Source organism: Pseudobutyrivibrio sp. LB2011 (assembly GCF_000701765.1).
GTDB lineage: Bacteria > Bacillota > Clostridia > Lachnospirales > Lachnospiraceae > Pseudobutyrivibrio > Pseudobutyrivibrio ruminis.
This window is the reverse complement of sequence record NZ_JNJS01000001.1, coordinates 498078-513167: the sequence shown is the minus strand read 5'-3', so window position 1 is coordinate 513167 and position 15090 is coordinate 498078. Positions and strand designations below refer to the sequence as shown.

Annotated in this window: 11 protein-coding genes; all 11 read right to left on the bottom strand. The window is 37.5% G+C overall.

Features of this window, described 5'->3' with window-relative positions; all coding sequences use genetic code 11:
• Positions 1-12: 12 nt before the first annotated feature.
• The 11 genes from T375_RS02305 to T375_RS02255 are packed head-to-tail and all read right to left on the bottom strand — an operon-like array spanning position 13 to position 15090.
• Positions 13-1299: a methionine gamma-lyase family protein gene (locus T375_RS02305; protein WP_044934364.1), complete on the bottom strand. Its 1287-nt coding sequence runs from the start codon at positions 1297-1299 to the stop codon at positions 13-15.
• The gene (gene miaA / locus T375_RS02300) at positions 1292-2239 is read right to left on the bottom strand and encodes a tRNA (adenosine(37)-N6)-dimethylallyltransferase MiaA (protein ID WP_044934362.1); all 948 of its coding nucleotides are present in this window, start codon (positions 2237-2239) and stop codon (positions 1292-1294) included. The genes T375_RS02305 and miaA overlap by 8 nt, the downstream gene beginning before the upstream one ends.
• Positions 2239-4143 carry a DNA mismatch repair endonuclease MutL gene (gene mutL, locus T375_RS02295; protein ID WP_044934360.1) on the bottom strand — a complete coding sequence of 635 codons (1905 nt, stop codon included), beginning with the start codon at positions 4141-4143 and terminating at the stop codon, positions 2239-2241. Before mutL ends, miaA begins: the two co-directional genes overlap by 1 nt.
• A complete protein-coding gene (gene mutS / locus T375_RS02290) occupies positions 4143-6734 on the bottom strand; it encodes a DNA mismatch repair protein MutS (RefSeq protein ID WP_081821955.1) in 2592 nt (863 codons plus the stop codon). Before mutS ends, mutL begins: the two co-directional genes overlap by 1 nt.
• A gap of 36 nt (positions 6735-6770) precedes the next feature.
• The gene (locus tag T375_RS02285; protein ID WP_044934356.1) at positions 6771-8357 is read right to left on the bottom strand and encodes an NAD(P)/FAD-dependent oxidoreductase; all 1587 of its coding nucleotides are present in this window, start codon (positions 8355-8357) and stop codon (positions 6771-6773) included.
• Positions 8354-9568, bottom strand: coding sequence for an aminoacetone oxidase family FAD-binding enzyme (locus tag T375_RS02280; RefSeq protein WP_044934354.1), 1215 nt, complete (start codon positions 9566-9568; stop codon positions 8354-8356). Before T375_RS02280 ends, T375_RS02285 begins: the two co-directional genes overlap by 4 nt.
• A gap of 4 nt (positions 9569-9572) precedes the next feature.
• Complete coding sequence (locus T375_RS02275) at positions 9573-11216, bottom strand: putative polysaccharide biosynthesis protein (protein WP_330371727.1); 1644 nt, start codon at positions 11214-11216, stop codon at positions 9573-9575.
• 46 nt (positions 11217-11262) lie between these two features.
• Positions 11263-12396 carry a DUF3048 domain-containing protein gene (locus tag T375_RS02270; RefSeq protein WP_044934349.1) on the bottom strand — a complete coding sequence of 378 codons (1134 nt, stop codon included), beginning with the start codon at positions 12394-12396 and terminating at the stop codon, positions 11263-11265.
• Positions 12397-12416: 20 nt separating this feature from the next.
• A complete protein-coding gene (gene ybeY / locus T375_RS02265) occupies positions 12417-12914 on the bottom strand; it encodes an rRNA maturation RNase YbeY (RefSeq protein WP_044934347.1) in 498 nt (165 codons plus the stop codon).
• Positions 12911-14104, bottom strand: coding sequence for an HD domain-containing protein (locus T375_RS02260; protein WP_044934346.1), 1194 nt, complete (start codon positions 14102-14104; stop codon positions 12911-12913). The genes ybeY and T375_RS02260 overlap by 4 nt, the downstream gene beginning before the upstream one ends.
• Entirely contained in the window at positions 14104-15090 is a 987-nt protein-coding gene (locus tag T375_RS02255) for a PhoH family protein (RefSeq protein ID WP_044934344.1), read from the bottom strand. The genes T375_RS02260 and T375_RS02255 overlap by 1 nt, the downstream gene beginning before the upstream one ends.

Sequence of the window (15090 nt, the reverse complement as noted above, 5' to 3'; positions counted from 1 at the left end):
ATCCTAAAAATTTTAACACAGTTGAGACTTCATCACAAGGCAAGCATCCACTAGTTTTTGGAGTGAATTTAGTATACCAAGCTTAGCATGATTCCATGTAAGGCCGCCCTGGAAGAAGGCTGTATATGGGGCACGAAGTGGGCCGTCTGCTGATAATTCGATTGATGAACCCTGAACAAATGCACCTGCTGCCATGATAACTTTGCTATCGTAACCAGGCATATCCCAAGGCTCTGGAGTAACGTATGAATCAACTGGAGCTGCGGCCTGAATTCCCTCGCAGAAAGCAATAAGTCCTTCTGGCTTAAGGAATGAAACAGCCTGAATAATGTCATGTCTTGATTCTGTAGAATTAGGAACGCAAAGGAATCCAAGCTTCTCATATACATTTGCTGCAAAAATGGCACCCTTTAAAGCACCGGCAACAACTGTAGGTGCAAGGAAGAATCCCTGGTAGAATGACTGCATAATTCCAAGTGAAGCACCAACTTCCTTTCCAAGTCCTGGAGAAGTTAATCTGTGTGCAGCATTTTCAACACATTCCTTAGTTCCTACGATATATCCTCCAATAGGAGCAAGTCCGCCGCCTGGATTCTTGATAAGAGAACCTACGCACATATCAGCTCCAACCTCTGTTGGCTCGATTCTCTCAACAAATTCTCCGTAGCAATTATCTACCATGCAGACAACATCTGGCTTAATACCTTTGATGAATGAAATAAGCTCTCCGATTTGTGAAACTGATAATGTAGGACGATTTGCATATCCCTTAGAACGCTGAATAGTTACAAGCTTTGTCTTTTCATTAATAGCTGCTTTGATTCCATCGTAGTCAAATCCGCCATCTTCAAGCAAATCAACCTGTGCATATGTAATGCCATACTCAGCTAAAGAACCGTTTGAAGGACGAATTCCAATTACCTCTTCAAGTGTATCGTATGGCTTTCCAACAGGTGAAAGTAGTTCATCACCTGGTCTAAGATTACTCATTAATGCAAGTGCAAGAGCATGTGTACCACATGTAATCTGTGGACGAACAAGAGCATCCTCTGTTTTAAAAACTGATGCATACACCTTTTCCAATGTATCACGTCCAACATCATCATAACCGTATCCAGTAGATGTGTTGAAGCACTCAGCTGCAACCTTGTGTTCCTGCATAGCCTTAAGAACCTTAAGCTGATTGAACTCTGCTGTTTTATCGATTTCCTCGAATCTGTCCTTAAGACCTTTTAGAATCTCCTCACCGTAATCATAAACTTCTTTAGAAATACCAAAATCCTTATAAATACTAAACACTTTCTATAATTCCTTTCTCTTTCAAACAAGTTAAAATCTTTTCAAGTAAAGCATCACTTGTCGTATAAACTGTTTTATCAAGCCAAATGACTTCTTTTTCTCTTCTAAACCAAGTAAGTTGACGCTTGGCGTAGTTTCTAGAGTTCTTTTTGATAAGCTCTACTGCCTCATCTAAAGATATCTCACCATCCTTGTAAGACAGTAATTCTTTGTAACCAATTCCATCCATGGAAGTCATACCCTTTTTGACGCCCATAGCAAGTAGGCTATCGATTTCGGATAACAAGCCATCCTCCATCATTATATCAACTCTTTTATTAATTCGATTATATAGCAATTCCCTATCGTCATTTAATACAAAATAAGCAAAGTTATAAGGGCTAGTTTTTTCTCTTTGTGTAGCATTGTGAACAGAGAACTTTTCACCTGTCTGCTCATAATACTCAATAGCTCTAATCACTCTTTTTCTATTTGCAGCCGGAATAGTTTCTGCCGACTCAGGATCAATTCCCTTAAGCTTTTCATGCAAAGCATCATTTCCATACTTATCAGCAAAATCTTCTAGAGACTGACGGTAGGATTTATCGATATCGTTTTCTGTAAAATCAATATCATACAAAATCGCTTGTATGTAAAATCCAGTTCCTCCGCAAATGATAGGTATTTTGCCTCTGGAATAAATATCTGCCATGGCATCCTTTACCATTTGCTGAAACTTTACAACGTGATAATCCTCAGTAGGCTCAATCACATCAATCAAATGATGTGGAACTCCGTCCATTTCTTCAGGTGTAACCTTCGCTGTACCTATATCCATTTTTCTATAAACCTGCATGCTGTCAGCAGAAATAATCTCGCCATTTATAGCCTTGGCGAGATTAATTGATAGTGAAGTTTTGCCGACCGCAGTTGGTCCAGTTAAGATTACTAATTTATCCATTAAACAATCCTTTTAAATTTCTTTGCTAATTCGTATTCTGAAAACGAAATCATTGTAGGTCTACCGTGAGGGCAATGATATGGATTATCAAGCTTTAATAAATCATCGATTAGGGTTTTAATCTCCGGAATAGAAAGCTTATTATTACCCTTTACAGCAGCCTTACAAGACATTGATGCTACTCTCTCAACTATCATGTCAAATGAATCTGATGCCTTGAAGCTTTCACAATCTGAAAGTATCTCAAGGAAAAATGTCTTTGGATCCAGATTTAATAGGTTACCTGGAACTCCATTGATAGCAAGCTCATTTCCTCCAAAGGATTCCACTCTAAATCCAAGCTTCTCAAAAGCCTCATGATAGTTTTCAAACAAAAGAACATCCTGAGGTGACAATGAAATAATAACTGGTGGGCTAACCATCTGAGATGTCATTTCATTGTTTTTGAGACGAGCCATTGTCTTTTCAAAAAGAACTTTCTCATGAGCAGCATGCTGGTCTATGATATACATATTTTTATCATATTCAATAATCCAATATGTATCAAATACCTGACCGATAATTTTGTGCTCTTTAACTGCTTCCTGCTTTAAAAAGCTAATCTGCTCATACTTTGTTTTGTCTAGATTGTTCTCAGCAAATTTCTTTTCGTAAGGTGTGTCCTGTCGAATTTGACTTGTAACCTGAGCTTTTATCTTTTCAAGTCTATCCCTTTCGAATGGTTCAGGAAGCTTTACCTTCACAGGAGGGATAATTTCCGGTTCCTTTTCTGACACAGAATCATTTGAGACTTCATATGAAGAAGAATCTGATTCCTGTTCTACAGCTGGCTTAGAAACAAACTCTGTATATGTTTCAATTACTGGCGCAGGAGCTGATGCTTTTGGCTCATCAATATGAGCTTCAAGAACATCTTCTCTTTTTCTAAGACGATCATTTATTACTTTAGTAAGAATCTCAAGTATAAAAGCCTCATCCTCGAATCGAACTTCCTGCTTTGTTGGATGTACATTAACATCAACAGCACCATCTTCAAAATTGATATTAATTACAAAGAATGGATACTGATGTCCCATCAAAAAGCCGTAATATCCCTCTTCGCAAGCCCTGGAAAGATTATTGCTTTTGATATATCTATTATTTACAAAGAAATGCTCGAAAGCTCGATTTCCTCTGGCAATAACTGATTTTCCAATAAAGCCGTTGATTGAAACTCTCTCATCTTTGTAATTTATCTCCAAAACATTGGATGCTATCTGACGTCCATAAATCTGATATATGGTATCTGAAAGCACACCATTACCTGAAGTCATAAGCTTTTCTTTGCCGTTAAGCAAGAACTTAAATGAAATCTCTGGATGGGATAAAGCCAAATGCTCAACAACATCAAATACATAGCTTCCTTCAGTGCTTTCAGACTTCAAAAACTTCTTTCTAGCTGGTGTGTTAAAGAACAGCTGTCTAATAATAAAGGTAGTGCCATTAGGGGCTCCAATATCTGTAAGAGATACTTCCTTTGCGCCTTCGATAATGTAGGATGCACCAAGTAGAGAGTCCTTAGTTTTTGTAATAAGCTCGACTTTAGCTACAGCAGAAATGCTTGATAAAGCCTCCCCTCTAAATCCCAATGATCTAACATTAGCTAAATCAGCAGCATCTTCGATTTTGCTGGTTGAATGACGCAAAAATGCGATTTGGATTTGATCCTTATCAATTCCAGAACCATTATCGGTTATACGAAGATATTCAATTCCTCCGCCCTTTATCTCAACAGAAATAGCAGTGGCTCCGGCATCAATACTGTTTTCAATAAGCTCTTTTGCAACAGAAGCAGGTCTTTCAACAACCTCTCCTGCTGCGATTTTGTCAATAGTTTCCTGGCTAAGTAAATTAATTTTTCCCATTATTCTTTCACCTTATTGTGATACTCAAACAATATGTTCATAGCTTCAAGGGGAGTTATCTTTGTAACATCAAGATTCTTTAGCTCTGTAATTATCTGTGCCTCAGATTCAGAAATCTCTAATCCTGTAGCTTCTTTGAGCTTTTCTTCGAATTTTTCCTGCAGAGCAATCTTATCCGAAACTGCAGCAATATCATTTTCATTTAAAGAATCTACGATTGTACGTGCCCTTGAAAGCACCTCCTCAGGTAAGCCTGCCAGTCTGGCTACCTGTATACCGTAACTTTGATCTGCGCCGCCAGAAATGATTTTTCTAAGGAATATAATATCCTCTCCCATTTCCTGTACTGCGATGCAGTAATTATGAACTCCTTTTATCTGACCTTCCAGTTCTGTAAGCTCATGATAATGTGTTGCAAATAAAGTTTTTGCACCAATATTGTAAGCCACATGTTCAACAACAGACCATGCAATGGAAAGTCCATCATATGTGGAAGTTCCACGGCCTATCTCATCAAGAATCAAAAGTGATTTGCTAGTAGCATTATGCAAAATATTAGCTACTTCATTCATCTCTACCATGAATGTAGACTGACCAGTCGATAAATCATCTGATGCACCTACTCTGGTAAAGATTCTATCTACAACACCAATTGTTGCACTAGTAGCTGGAACGAAGCTACCGATTTGAGCCATAAGCACAATAAGTGCAACCTGTCTCATGTATGTAGATTTACCAGCCATATTAGGGCCTGTAATAATTGCGATGGTGTTGGAATCCTGATCCAAATAACAATCGTTAGATATGAACTGGTCGGCATTAATCATCTGCTCAACAACAGGATGACGGCCTTCCTTGATATCTAATACTCCACGATTATTAATTACCGGTCTCACATAGTGATTCTTTTCAGCAACAACTGCAAGCGAAATAATTGCATCAAGTGTTGCGATTGCCTTTGCACTAATTTGAATTCTATCTACCTCGCCAGCAATTGTATCTCTGACTGCTTTGAAGAACTCATACTCGATAGTATTTAATCTATCCTCAGCTCCTAGAATGCTATCTTCCAGCTCTTTAAGCTCTGGAGTGTAGTAACGCTCCGCATTTGTAAGTGTCTGCTTTCTAACGTAATAATCAGGAACCAAATCCTTATATGAATTAGTAACCTCAAGATAAAATCCAAAAACCTTGTTGAACTTTATCTTTAGATTTTTAATTCCAGTCTTATCACGCTCTTTTGCTTCAAGCTCAGCAAGCCACTGCTTGCCATCTATCTTGGCAGAACGAAGTCTGTCTACTTCTTCGTTGTATCCAGTCTTAATAATATCGCCATCACGTGAGCTGATTGGAGGCTCCTCCGCAATAGCATTATCAATAAGCACATATAAATCCTTAAGATCATCGATGCTTGCATTCAAATCCCTGATTAAATGTGAATGAAAGCCATCAAGCAATGTTTTGATTGGAGCAAGCATGCCGATAGATTGCTTAAATGCTATCAAATCTCTTGGATTTGCTGATTGATATGTGATTTTAGTAATAAGACGCTCTAAATCATAAACTGATGAAAGATACTCTCTGAGCTCTTCTCTGTCAATTAAAGAACCATTAATATCTTCGATAGCATCCTGTCTTTTAATGATTTCATCTACCGATACAAGTGGCTGTTCAATAAAGCTCTTAAGCTGGCGAGCCCCCATGGCAGTTTTAGTTTTATCCAAAACCCAAAGAAGTGATCCACGCTTTTGTTTATCTCGCATTGTCTCAGTCAATTCAAGATTTCTGCGAGTAGAGCTGTCAATCAGCATAAACTTTCCATCTGTATATGGAGTAATATGTGTTAAATGTGTAAGCTCTGATTTCTGTGTCTCTTTTAAGTAAAGTAATAATGAACCTGCAGATACCTTACCAACAGTAAAATCAATTAATCCTAATCCCTCTAAGGAATGAGCTTTAAAATGATTCAAAAGCTCACGTGTGCTTAAGGTATCATCAAAGTAAGATTCATCAAGCTGAGTAAGAGCGATATTTAATTTGTCCGCGTAATCAGTGATATCGATTCCTGATTCATAGATTGATTTGCTGTAGATTATTTCAGCTGGAGTAAATCTATAAAGCTCATCTGTAAGCTTTCTAGTTTCGTTAACTTCAGTCAAATAGAAATCAGCAGTAGAAACGTCACAGCAAGCAATTCCAATCACACCCTTTGTATAATACAAAGACATGATGTAATTATTGCTTCCTTCTTCTAGTGCAAGCTGATCGATATTTGTACCAGGAGTAACAACTCTAATTACTTCTCTTTTAACAAGCCCCTTTGCTTCTTTTGGGTCCTCCACCTGCTCACAAATTGCAACTTTATAGCCCTTTGCAACCAAGCGATTAATATATGTGTCTGCAGCATGGAAAGGAACGCCGCACATAGGTGCACGTTCTTCTGCTCCGCAAGACTTTCCTGTAAGTGTTAATTCAAGTTCTCTAGATGCAGTCTTTGCGTCCTCGAAAAACATCTCATAAAAATCACCTAGACGGTAAAACAAGATACAATCTTCATATTCCGCTTTTGTTTTAAGATACTCCTGCATCATTGGAGTGTATTCAGCCAATTATTATCCCACCTATTCTTATAAATTCATGTTGGATATAACAGCCTCTGCAACTTTCATTCCGTCCATTGCAGCAGATGTTATACCACCTGCATAGCCTGCACCCTCTCCGCAAGGATATAGACCTTTTATGTTAGCCTGATAGAATTCATCACGACTAATTCTTACTGGAGAAGAAGTTCTACTTTCAACACCAGAGAAAATCGCATCATCTCTATCGAACCCTTTTATTTTAGTCCCAAAAACACCTATGCCGTCAATAACAGACTGGTAAATTTCCTGAGAAAATATATCAGATAGCAATCCAAATGCTGTCTGCCCCTTTGTTTCAGAAGAGAAATCACCGAAGCTAGAAGACAATTTCTTTAGTTTAAAATCTCCCAGCAGCTGCTGTGGAATTTTTCCATTGCACAAGCTAAATGCTTTTTCTTCAAGGACGCGCTGATATTCTACGCCTGCAAGAGGATTAGTTTTATCAAACTCTCGCCCACCAACTGATACAACAATGGCGCTGTTGGCATTTCTGCTGTCACGCTTTGAATAGCTCATACCATTAACAACAAGCCTGTTTTCCTCAGATGAAGAATTAACTACAAAGCCACCTGGGCACATACAGAATGAATAAACGCCACGACCATTATCAAGATTAGTAGCAAGCTTGTATGGTGCAGGCTCAAGGTTTTTGTAGCCATCTGCATACATGCTGCGAGAAATCATCTCCTGAGGATGCTCGATTCTAAATCCAACAGCAAAATCCTTTGCCTCCATATAAACGCCAGATTCGTGAAGAATTTTGAATGTATCTCTTGCGCTATGTCCTACTGCAAGAATCACATGACTTGATTTGTATGTTTTATCACCAGCTTTTACACCAATGATTTTCTCATTTTCAATAATAAATTCATCAACAGCTGTACCAAAGTAAAACTCACCGCCAAGCCTAATGATTTCCTCTCTCATGTTGGCAATAACATTCTTTAAAACATCAGTGCCTATATGAGGTTTGTAATCATATAAAATATTGCTATTGGCTCCAAACTTGACAAATGTATCAAGAACGAATTTGTTACGTCCAAATTTGTCATTTACAAGGGTATTTAGCTTTCCGTCAGAAAATGTACCAGCACCGCCCTCGCCAAACTGTACATTAGATGTGGTATCAAGAATTCCAGTCTCCCAGAATTTCAAAACATCAGCAGTTCTTTCATCAACCTTTTTTCCTCGTTCAAAAACTATAGGATTAAGATTGTTTAAAGCAAGAATATATGCAGCAAATAATCCAGCAGGTCCAGCACCAATTACAATAGGTCTATCGCCAGTCCAATCTGATGTTTTTGGAATATTGTAAGCTTTAGGAACATAGCTATTTATATTGTTATCTTTTTTAAATTTAGCCAATATTCTCTTTTCATTATCATTTGATAATTGAACAATTATCGAATATACGAAGTAAATAATTGGCTTTTTTCTGGCATCTACAGACTTCTTTAAAATCTCTAAAGACTTGATTTCACCTTCGCTGACTTTTAACTTCTTAGCAACAATCTGTTTTAAATCAGCTTCTTGTCCTGATACCTCTACTTTAACTTGATCAATTCTAATCATTGTAATTCCTTTATAATCGATTTAGATGCAATATCAGCAGATGTATATGCCCAGTTGAGATTGTAGCCTCCGCATATTCCATCTACGTCCAAAACTTCACCTGTAAAATACAAACCTTTACACTTTAGTGATTCCATTGAAGAAGTATCGATTTCTGATAAATCAACACCTCCAGCTGTAACTTGAGCACTGTCAAATCCTTTTGTTCCATCTACAGGAATAGAAAAATTCTTGAAAAAGTAAACAAGATTTTCTACATCCTCTTCATCTAATCGGTCAACAGTTGTGTCACCATAGATTCGGGAATAACTAACAATTTGTTCAATAGCTTTTTCATTACAAAGCCCTACTAGTGCAGTCAAAATTGTAGCTTTTGGATTACGATTAAATCTTTTAGTTAGCTCATCCTTCAATTGTTCTGCTGAAAGATAAGGAATAAAATCAATTCGTATATCCGATAGCTTTTTATCCAGCTCATCGAAACCGATAAAACGGCTGATGCACATGATTGGGTATCCTGACACGCTATCTTTATTGAATTGGATTTCACCCTCACAACTGTAATCCTTGTATGAAACTACTCCCGTCGCTCTAACTCCTGCTAATTCTTTTAAGCACTGGCTAGAAGATTTAACACCAACAAGGGCCGGCGAAAGCTTAGTAGTTTTCATTTTAAAGCTTTGTGCTATTTTATAACCGATTTTAGAAGAACCAAGAGTTGCAGCAGCAAGTCCACCTGAAGCAACGCAAACCTTCTTCGCATTTACGATAGTTCTAGTGGTAGTAACTTTAAATAAATCTGCTTTTGAAACTTCTGTAACTCTATTATCAAGAAGAACATCGATTCCAAGAAAACCAATTTCATTTTCAAGTGCTTCTCTAACTGTCTTAGCTTGATTTGTAATTGGATAATAATATCCATCCAAATCCTTGTCGTATACACCTAATTCATTAAGAAATTGGCGTAAATCATTATGATTATCTGAAATAAAATCAAGGCTGTGATTGCTGTAATAATACTGAGCCCCCATTCTACTGTTTGTGAAGTTACATCGACCATTGCCAGTAGATAAAATTCTTCTGCCAACCATACGATTTAATTCCACTAAACAGACCAAAAGACCTGCTCTCGCAAGTTTGATTGCGAGAACAAGTCCTGAAAATCCGGCACCTATTATACAAACATCATATACCTTTTCATCTGTATTCATAAAACTACCTCAACAAATGTAAATTATATGCTATCTGACAAAGTCTTGTTCCACCTGGGAATTTTAAAAGTGTTTCCTCATCTATACCTTTAAAGAGAAGCATCGCTACAAAGTAGACTACCGCTCCAACAACTATAGAAATAACACATGCAAAAAGGTTTGCTACCTTTTCTGACATACCAATAACCAAAATGGCATCAAGCATATGATAAATGAGATAAACAACTAGTCCCATAAGAGCTGATGCTTCAAGTGGCGCAAGTACAACCTTTTTAACATCAATCCTTGCTCCTGAGAATCTAAGAACTGCAGATTGATTAAGGAAGCACATCATCAAAGCATAAAACGCATTAGCAATGATTACAGCATAGATGTGTAATTTAAATACTTCCATCAATACAAACAAAAGTGCCACATGAGCAACAAGTGCAATAAGCGCATTTTTTACAGGAATAGTCATTTTATCAATTCCCTGAAGAATTCCATTGGAAAGAGTTGAAAGGGAATAGAAAACAACTGAGCATCCACCAATAATAAGCATTAATGCAGATGAGCTTTCAGCATCATTGAATAACAAAAGCATAATTGGCGAAGCAAGTACCATAAGTCCTACTGCACATGGGAAAGCAATCACCATAACAAATCTATTAGCTGCGTTAATCTGTCTTTTAACTACATCTTTATCATTTGAATTGAATGCAGCAGTTAAACTAGGAACTGTAGATGCAGCCATTGAAGATGCAATTGCTAAAGGTACATTTATAAGAACCTTATACTGACCAGTGAACACACCCCATGATTCACTGGTAACCTTTGAATCATAGCCCTGCAACAAAGCAAGATTTTTGAAAATACCCTGATCTATTATAGAGCTTATATTGTAAACCGTTGTACTAAGCAGTACAGGGATTATTGTCATAATTAAAACTGGTAAAATATCCCCAAAGGTTTCAAAATGCTTATGTCTATCCTTCTTTATCATTCTCTTAAGGACCTTCTTGAAAGCAAAGAAAATGAAAATAATGAAACAAAGAGCAAACAAAGCACCTGTAGATGTTCCAAGTGTTCCACCAGCCGCACCAAAAGCAGCTGCATAATCTGAAACATTACCTAAAACACCGCCAACCTTTTTTCCGTAGCTAAATAATATAGTTGCTGCCACTACGGAAACAACAGCGTTAACCAACTGCTCTCCTATCTGAGAAATAGCACTTGGAATCATTGTGCCAAGGCCCTGGAAAAAGCCTCTAAATACACCAAGAATAGCAACTACAAGCAATGTAGGTGCCAAAACCTTTAAAGCAATAGCCGCAAGAGGTGTCTTTAAAACAGTACCTGTGAAGAACTCTGCTCCAAAGAATACAATTATAGATGCAATACCACCACTTATAAACGCAAAAAGAAGGGCGCCATGTAAAACCTTAGTTGCGTCCTTAATGTGCCCTTTGGCTATTCTCGCTGAAACTAGCTTTGATACCGCGAGAGGTATGCTATAAGAAGATATAAGTAATATTATGTTGTAAATTTCATAAGCGGTACCGTAATAATCATTTCCTGTCTTTCCAATAGTAGCCGTAAGTGGGACTCTGTAAATGAGTCCCACAATACGACTGATAATTGAAGCCATAGCAAGAATTGATCCCTGCATTAAAAAACCGGTATCGCTACGCCTTTTTTTAGCATTCATAAACTAATTAATTTGCCTTACTAAATTCTGATTTATCTGCATAGTATACAGTTTCATCTGTGTAATCCTGCTGGCAAGCCTGAATCCAAGTTACACCAACATTAAGCTGAATTTCTTCGCCTGAGTTTAAGTCATAATAATGTGTGATATCAGTATCACCATCTTTTGACCAAACAATATCAATCATCTTTCCGTTAGAGATGTACTTACCAGTACCTGTGTTGTATGAAAGAAGGTATCCAAGATACTGAGATCCTTCATATGTCCACCACTCTACATTCTGGATAATGATGTTCTTAGCTGTAAGCTGCTCACCAGTAATAGCATCAACCTGCTTCTGATTGAACTCGTATCTGTAATATAAACCATCATCCTCGTTGTAAATCCAATAAGGCTTGTTTGTATAATAGTAAAGCTGGATAGCCTGGCAATCTTCACCGCTAGAAAGGTCATTACCATCTGCAGCAAATGTAAAGTGAGGCTCATAGTTAGCTGGAAGCTCTGTGTCATATCCAAGCTTTTCAATACCAATATCAATACCATCAGAATTTGTGTAAAGAGTGTGCTCACCCTTGCCAGTTCTGAAAGCAGCTGCCTTACCCTTTGTACCTTCTACTGTAAGAGCATTGATGTTGTCTACAAGATTCTTGTCATCAATAAGCTCGAATGCTGCTGGGTTACCACCTGCATGCATGTAAATAGCATCATACTCACTAGCAAAATATACGTAATAAGGACGTGAACTACGGATATTACCAATCTGGTCTAATCCTGAATAATCATCAAAGATAGCCATCATACGTGTGATTCCACCTTCAACAACACACTCATAGATAACACCAGCATTACCAATACCATACTGTGGTAAACATGCCTTTGTGTTCTCAATCATGACTGCAACTGGGCGCTGTCTGCCATACTCAGCATCAACCCAATCTCCAGTTAAGTAGCTTCGAACCTTGCCATCTTCTGAAACCTGATCCCAAAAAGCTGCAGAATCATCAACTGGTTCAACTACCTCCTGTGCTGTATTGCTTGCTGCATCATCAGCCGCTGTATCGTCTGCTTCATCTTTGCCGCAGGCAATCAATGATGTGCACATAGTCAAAACAAGCAATGCGGATACTAATTGTTTTTTCATAGATTAGTGTCTCCTTTTCATTAATCTCGAGAAATATTTAGTATGTTTAATATCTCCCTTTGTTTTTGTTCCATAACAGAAGCTTCCTCCTCTGTCATGTGATCAAACCCCATTAAATGTAACATACTATGGGCTATAAGAAAAGCATACTCTCTGAGATTTGAATGCTGATATTCCTCTGCTTGCGCATGAATACGAGGAATATTAAGAACTATATCTCCAAGAATTACTTCTCCTGTCTCAGGGTTAAATAAATCATCATTCTCTTCTATTTTTGAAAAATCACCAGGATTTTCATACTCAATCATTGGGAATGATAATACATCGGTAGGTGAATCAATACCTCTGAATTCTTTATTGATTACCTGTATACCTTCGTTGTCTGTAAGAGTGATGCTTACTTCGGTTTCGAAAGGAAATTCCATATAATCCAAAGCAGTGTTTACCACATCTTTTGCAACTTTCTCGTAATCGAAGTCGAAATCAACTTCTGTTTCGCTTTCCATTAAAATTGTCATGCTAAAATATCCTCATTTGCTAAAATCTCACGAATCTTCAAGAACTGATTCATGGTCAGTCCTGAGTTATCGTAGAAGCCTTTTTGTGAAAGCTCATTAATAGTTTGATATATAACCATATTTTGATTCCAACTACTGCTCATTGAATCAGAATCAAAAAGCTCTACCTTTGTAACAACTGAATCCACCATATGAACAATGGCCGATTCTTTTGAGCTAGGCAAAATAACTATTCCGCCATACTCAGCCAGGATTTGAATAACCTCAGCTGGGAAACAATGATTATTTGCAATTTTAATTGCGTTATCAATCATTGGCTCACCTTCGATTTTGCCAAGGCGATAATACAGTCCTGCGCAAGCAGCAAGATTTTCGTTGGCATTAATTGCTGCGGCACACTTTCTAGATAATCTGGAAAGTCTCATTGCATGCTGGTATTCGATGTAGGATAGCTTACGAATTTCATTGCATAGAGTGTAATCCGGATCCAAGAAGGTGTCGTATATCAATACCTGTTCTCTATCAACGAATCTGCTAATTACAGGGAAGATAGCCGCTATAATTAAGCATGCCACCACGCCATCAATCAAACCATAAAATAACACTGAAAATGATAACTCAAGATAATTAAAGTAATAAAATACTATAGACACTAGTGTTGTAATTGCAAAAACCATAATTAGCGCATACAACTTTTGAAGTGTCTCTCCTTTTCTAAGAAATGCGGATAGCACACCGCCAAAAAGAATCAGCGTAATATAACAAAGAATAGTGTAACTATTGTAATCCCAGCAAAGAGATGTAATTACCACCAAATAAAGACTCAAAGCATTTGAAAGGCTATCCTCAAAAACGCTGCTTGCAATAATCGGAAGAACTATAAATGGGGCAAAAAAATCAGGTGCCCACAAAGACATAGCGATAGTCAAAACCCATTCTACTAAAATTACGAATGTCATTTTTCCGTAGGATATATAGTTTTTTTCTGGAAGCTTTTGCTCTAAGCGTCTTCTGATGATAAGTAAAAACTGTAAACAAAAGAAACAAATATTAATTGCAACTAAGCAAATATATTTGTCCATAAGTACGGAGGCAAATGAACACATTAAAGTGTTGGCAATAATAAAAACAAATGCCATGCCTATTGCATACAATAATCTTGTAGTGGAAAAACGATTAGTCCATTTCATTATTTCGCCTTTTTATTTTTGCTTTGTAATTTTTTGTCGTGTACTTCATACGCATTTACAATCTTTTGAACAAGTGGATGTCTAACAACGTCCTTTGCATCAAGATTGCAAATCTTTATGTCATCAATGTTCTTTAAAACTGCCATGGCATCATCAAGACCTGATTTAACTCCTGTAGGTAAATCCTTCTGAGTCTTATCACCTGTGATTACAGCCTTTGAACCGAAGCCAATTCTTGTAAGGAACATTTTCATTTGGGCTGGCGTAGTATTTTGTGCCTCGTCCAAAATGATGAAGGCATTATCCAAAGTACGGCCTCTCATATAAGCAAGAGGGGCTACCTCTATAAGGCCCTTTTCCATGTTGCGCTGAAATGCTTCAGCACCCATTATCTGATACAAAGCATCGTATAATGGTCTAAGGTAAGGATCCACCTTGCTTTGTAAATCTCCTGGAAGGAAACCTAGCTTCTCTCCTGCCTCAATAGCTGGACGAGTAAGAATAATTCTAGAAACCTCCTCGTTTTTAAAGGCTGTAATAGCCTTTGCCATAGCAAGATATGTTTTACCAGTACCTGCTGGGCCCACGCCAAATACAATCATGTTGTTGGTGATTGCATCTACATATTTCTTTTGTCCTAGTGTCTTAGGAGCTACAGGCTTACCTGTGGTTGTATGGCAAATTATCTCTCCTCTAGCTTCCGAAACATCATGATTTTCTATTTTTTCCTGCTCAATTGACATAATATAATTAACATCCTGTGTAGTTATAATACTTCCCTTTTTTGAAAGGGATAAAAGCTCATCCACAACAACGATTCCATGTTCAACATGGGATTTTTCACCTACTACTTTGATAACATCATCCCTAAGAATGAAGGAAATTCCCATCCCCTTTTCTATGGTTTTGATGTTTTTATCAAACTGGCCAAAAATATTGTCGATGTGCTCAGCCGGAATACTAATACTTAAAGAAAAATCGCTCAT

Coding starts and splice junctions, on each gene's coding strand:
- T375_RS02260 (WP_044934346.1), bottom strand. CDS start 14,104: ATGAAATGGACTAATCGTTTTTCCACTACAAGATTATTGTATGCAATA.
- T375_RS02275 (WP_330371727.1), bottom strand. CDS start 11,216: ATGCAGGGATCAATTCTTGCTATGGCTTCAATTATCAGTCGTATTGTG.
- ybeY (WP_044934347.1), bottom strand. CDS start 12,914: ATGACAATTTTAATGGAAAGCGAAACAGAAGTTGATTTCGACTTCGAT.
- T375_RS02270 (WP_044934349.1), bottom strand. CDS start 12,396: ATGAAAAAACAATTAGTATCCGCATTGCTTGTTTTGACTATGTGCACA.
- T375_RS02285 (WP_044934356.1), bottom strand. CDS start 8,357: ATGATTAGAATTGATCAAGTTAAAGTAGAGGTATCAGGACAAGAAGCT.
- T375_RS02280 (WP_044934354.1), bottom strand. CDS start 9,568: ATGAATACAGATGAAAAGGTATATGATGTTTGTATAATAGGTGCCGGA.
- mutS (WP_081821955.1), bottom strand. CDS start 6,734: ATGATGCAGGAGTATCTTAAAACAAAAGCGGAATATGAAGATTGTATC.
- mutL (WP_044934360.1), bottom strand. CDS start 4,143: ATGGGAAAAATTAATTTACTTAGCCAGGAAACTATTGACAAAATCGCA.
- miaA (WP_044934362.1), bottom strand. CDS start 2,239: ATGGATAAATTAGTAATCTTAACTGGACCAACTGCGGTCGGCAAAACT.
- T375_RS02255 (WP_044934344.1), bottom strand. CDS start 15,090: ATGAGCGATTTTTCTTTAAGTATTAGTATTCCGGCTGAGCACATCGAC.